Source organism: Methylomonas rosea (assembly GCF_024505055.1).
Classification (GTDB): Bacteria; Pseudomonadota; Gammaproteobacteria; order Methylococcales; family Methylomonadaceae; genus Methylomonas; species Methylomonas rosea.
Map to the genome: position 1 here is coordinate 1 of NZ_JANIBL010000114.1, position 4,761 is coordinate 4,761.

A 4,761-nucleotide genomic window follows, 5' to 3' on the forward strand; every position below is an offset into this window, starting at 1 on the left:
GCTGGCCGACAACACCAGCTTGGGATAAAGATCGGCCCGCGCCGAACCCAGGCTAGCCGCCGCCGCGCTGACTTCGGTTTGCGCCAGACGCAAATCGGGACGCTGCGCGAGTAAATCGGACGGCACCAAGCCGGGTATGCTTGGTGCGACGACAGGCAATGGGCCGACGAGGGCGAGCCGCTGTTCCAGGCTTTCCGGCGGCTCACCCAATAACACGCCCAAACGATGGATCAGGTTTTGCTCGGCGTTGGCCAATACCGGCAGCGTCGCTTCGGTGCCTAGCAACAGCGTTTGCTGGCGGGCCATATCCGCCTCGTTAGCCAGTCCGGCTTTAAGAAACACCTGCAAAGTCCTCAACCGTTCGCGCTGCAACTCGATATTTTTTTGCAGAATGCCGGTGCGTTGCTGCACACCGCGCAATTCCAAATAATTCGTCGCCACCTGAGCCAGCAAACCGACTTGCGCCGCATGCAAGCCTTCCTGGCTGCCTTCGGCCTGCGCGGTCGCGGCTTCTGCCGCCAACTGCCGGCCGCCGAATAAGTCGATTTCCCAGCGCGCCGCCAAGCCACCGCTGACAGCATCGGCGGTAGGCGTAATCAATTTAATGCCTTGTCCGCTCGGCACGCCGACGATACGGTCGATGCGTTTTTCTCGACCGCCCGAGAGTGAGAAATCCAGGCTGGGATACAACGCCGCTTCGGCAACGGTGACCATCGCGTTCGCTTCGCGGACGCGAGCGGTGGCGATCTTCAGATCGTGGTTGGCGGCCAAGGCTTTGTCTATCAAGTCATTCAACAAGGGATCGTTGAACCCTAGCCACCAAGTCTTCAGGTCCGCCGTTTCGCCGCTTGCAGTATCGGGCGCGTGCTGCCATTGAGTCGGGCTATTGAGCACCACATGGTCGCCGACGCGGGTCGGCGTACAGGCGATTAGGCTAGCCAAAGACAGAATGGTTAGCGGTGTTAAAACTCTATTATTCATTGCAAAACTCCGTGGTCGCATCGCGCGGTACCCGCGAGGATGGCGGGGGTTATTCCTTCTCCCCTTGGGAGAAGGTTAGGATGAGGGTATATAAAACAAAGCTTCATCCCCTCACCCCAACCCTCCCGGAGGGAGAGGAAGTTTTTGCGTCGGTACGCTCCACCCTAAACCAAGCCGCATACAGCGCCGGCAGAAAGAACACCGTCAACGCGGTCGCTACCGTCAAACCGCCCATGATGGCGATAGCCTGCGGGCCGAAGAAGTCGTTGCGCGACAACGGTATCATCGCCAGGATGGCCGCCGCCGCGGTCAGCATGATCGGCCGGAAGCGCCGCACCGTCGATTCGACGATGGCCGACCAGGTGTCGAGTCCCGATTTTTCATCCTGATCGATCTGATCCACCAGAATCACCGAGTTGCGCATGATCATGCCGGCCAGCGCCAGGATGCCGAGCAGCGCCATGAACCCGAACGGCGCCCGGAACAGCAGCAAGGCGAAAGCAGCGCCGATCACGCCCAGCGGCGCGGTGCTGAACACCATGAACGTCCTGGACAAATTCTGCAACTGCATCATCAACAGGATCAGCGTGACGATCAGCACCAGCGGAATCCAGATCAGGATGGATTTTTGCGCGGTCCAGGCATCTTCCTTGGCGGCACCGGTCTCGATGAAATAGCCGGCGGGCAGGCTGTCCTGAATCGATTTAAGCGTCGGGATGATTTGCGCCGAGACATCGGGTGCCAACATTCCGTCGACCACGTCGGCGCGTATCGAAATGGCCGGGAAGCGGTTGCGCCGCCAACGCACGCCGTCCTCGAACACAGTCTCGAACTTGACGAACTGCGACAGCGCCACCGACTTGCCATTAGCCGTGCGCACCGCAACGTCCGGCAATTCGTCGGCGGCGCTGCGCAGTTCTGGGCTGGCCCGCCAGACGATGGCTATCAATTTATCCTGCTCGCGCAACTGCCCGACCGGGATGCCGGCGTAATGGGCCTGCAAGGCTTGCGACAAGCTGACGGTGGAAACGCCGAGGGCGCGGGCCTTGTCCTGGTCCAGAACCAGCCGGAACGAAGGCATGCGCTCATGCCAGTCGTCGTTGACATCCACGGTACTGGGGTTGGCCCGCACCGCCTCGGCCACCCGGTCGGCGATGCCGCGGACGAGGTTGGGATTTTCGCCCAGCACCCTGAACACCACCGGATAATCCATCGGCGGCCCGACGTTGAGGCGCATCACCCTGCCCCGCACATGGGCGAAATCGGTGGCGAAAATCTGCCGGACGCGCTGCATCACCCGTTCCCGCGCAGCATTGTCCTTGGTCATCACCACCAATTCGGCCAGATTGGTATTCGCCAGTTGTTGCACGATCAGTAGGAAAAACCTCGGTGTGCCGCTACCGATATAGCTGGCGACATGTTCCACGTCCTCGTCTTTGGCTAATAACGCTTCCATGCGTTGGGCGGCGGCTTCGGTTTGTTCGAAGGAGCTACCTTCCGGCAACCACAAATCGACAATGACTTCCGGTCGATTCGATAAGGGGAAAAATTGTTCCGGAACATGGGTTAACGTCACGATACCGATGCCGAACAAAGCCAGCGTCGCGATAATGACTTTTTTGCGGTGCGCCACGCAGGCGTTCACCCAACGCCGTAATCGGTTGTAGAACGGTGTGTCGAACAAGTCGTGGACAGGGCCATCGGCGTTGCTGTGTGTCTTGAGGATCAGAAATCCCAAATATGGGGTAAACACCACAGCGCCTATCCACGACAGCAGCATCGAGATACCCACCACCTGGAAAATCGACACCGTGTATTCGCCGGCTTGCGACTTAGCTAAACTCACCGGCAGGAAACCGGCAATGGTGATCAAGGTACCGGTCAGCATCGGAAAGGCGGTGGCAGTATACGCATAGGTCGCGGCACGGATACGATCCCAGCCTTCTTCCAGCTTGCGGGCCATCATCTCGACGGCAATCATCGCATCGTCCACCAACAGGCCCAGCGCCAGAATCAATGCGCCTAACGAAATACGTTGCAAATCGATGCCGCACAGCAGCATGACCAGCAAGGTGGCGGCCAGCACCAGCGGCACGGTCAGCGCCACCACGGAACCGGTGCGCCAACCCAGGCTCAAGAAACTCACCACCAACACGGTCGCCAAAGCTTCGAAGAACGTACGGCCGAATTCCGCCATCTGGTTTTTAACCACATGGCCTTGATTGGCTACCGTCTCCACGTCCATGCCTAACGGCAACTCGGTTGCGATGTCGGCCAGCGTGTCATCCAAGGCTTGTTCCAGGTCGATTACATTGCCTTTCTTGTTCATCGTCACGCCGAGGCCGAGGGCCGGTTTGCCGTTGAAACGCATCTTGAATTCGGCCGGATCGACATAGCCGCGCGTCACCTTGGCAAAGTCGCCGACCTTGAAGGTGTGATTGGCTATGCGTACCGCCAGATTGACGACGCTGTCCACCGAATCGAGCGATCCGGTCAGGCGTATCGGCAGGTTGCGCTGCCCGGAAAACACCGTGCCGGCCGGTGCCATGCCATTCTGCGCCTGCAGGGCTTGAGCAACCGCCGCCGCATCCAGACCCAATTCGGCCAGCTTCTTATCGGAAAATTCGACGAAAATCTTTTCGTCCTGCACGCCTATCAGATCGACTTTCTCGACATCCTTGACCCGCAAAAGCTGTTGGCGGACCGAATCGGCCGCCTGTTTCAGATCGGCATAACTAAAGCCCTCGCCGGAAAAAGCGTAAATCAGGCTATAGGTATCGCCGAACTCGTCGTTGAAAAACGGCCCGATACTGCCGGGCGGCAGCGTCATGCGGATGTCGTCGACCTTTTTGCGCACCTGATACCAAAGCTCGGGGATGTCCTTGGGCGGCGTATCTTCGCGCGGCGTGACGAAAATCACCGATTCGCCGGGCTTCGAATAACTGCGCAGATAATCCAGGTTAGGCAGCTCCTGGATTTTCTTTTCCAGCCTGTCGGTCAACTGCTGTTCCACTTCCAGCGCGGTGGCGCCGGGATAGAGAGTCTTGACGACCATTACCCTGAACGTGAAAGGCGGATCTTCCTGCTGGCCCAGCCGGTAGTAAGCGAATAGACCGCCGAGCACCACCAATGCGAGCATAAAACCGGTGAAGGAGCGATGTTTAAGCACCCATTCGCTGAGGTTGAACTCTTTCATGGTTGTCCCTCTTTAGCCGGTGCATTTTCTGCCGGTAAGCGGACAGACTGGCCCTCGGCCAGACGCTGGACGCCGGCGCTGACCAGCAATTGGCCGGCGGCGAGACCTTCGGCGGCAATGCGTTCGCCGTCCAGCGTTTCGCCCAGCCGTACCGGCACGGATTTGACGGTGGCGGCCTGCTCGTCGATCAGCCAAACTAATGGATGATCGGGCTGGTTTTGCGGGGTATAGACGGCGGACAGCGGAATGGCGATGCCGGAAGCGGTGTTCGCCGCGATATGAACGGTCGCCGTCATGCCCAATTGTGCGGCGTCCAGGCCTTCCAGCAAGGTGGCCTTGATGCGATAGGTCCGGCTGGCCGGATCGGCGGCCGAGGCGATCTCGCGAATTTTGGCCTTGAGCAATCGATTGTCGTCGCTCCACAATGACACGCTAACTTCTTGTTGGCGCTGGATTTCCGGCAAGCGATGTTCGGGAACGTCGAAATGAACCTCCTTTTCGTCGAGCTGGGCCAACGTCACGGCGGCCTGACCGGCGGCCAGCACTTGCCCGGCCTCGACAGCCAGCGCCGTGACCACGCCATC

The 4,761-nt window shown here is 59.4% G+C and carries 3 protein-coding genes; all 3 read right to left on the reverse strand.

Features of this window, described 5'->3' with window-relative positions; all coding sequences use genetic code 11:
• A partial coding sequence (locus tag NP589_RS21135; RefSeq protein ID WP_256608743.1) for a TolC family protein occupies positions 1-981 on the reverse strand: 981 nt, incomplete at its 3' end.
• Between the two features lie 103 nt (positions 982-1,084).
• Positions 1,085-4,177, reverse strand: coding sequence for an efflux RND transporter permease subunit (locus NP589_RS21140; protein WP_256608744.1), 3,093 nt, complete (start codon positions 4,175-4,177; stop codon positions 1,085-1,087).
• Positions 4,174-4,761 (reverse strand): efflux RND transporter periplasmic adaptor subunit (locus NP589_RS21145; RefSeq protein WP_256608745.1); only part of this gene is annotated, 588 nt, incomplete at its 5' end. The genes NP589_RS21140 and NP589_RS21145, both read right to left, overlap by 4 nt.

Bases quoted from the DNA above. Each gene is read 5' to 3' on its own strand.
- NP589_RS21140 (WP_256608744.1), bottom strand. From the start codon at position 4,177: ATGAAAGAGTTCAACCTCAGCGAATGGGTGCTTAAACATCGCTCCTTC.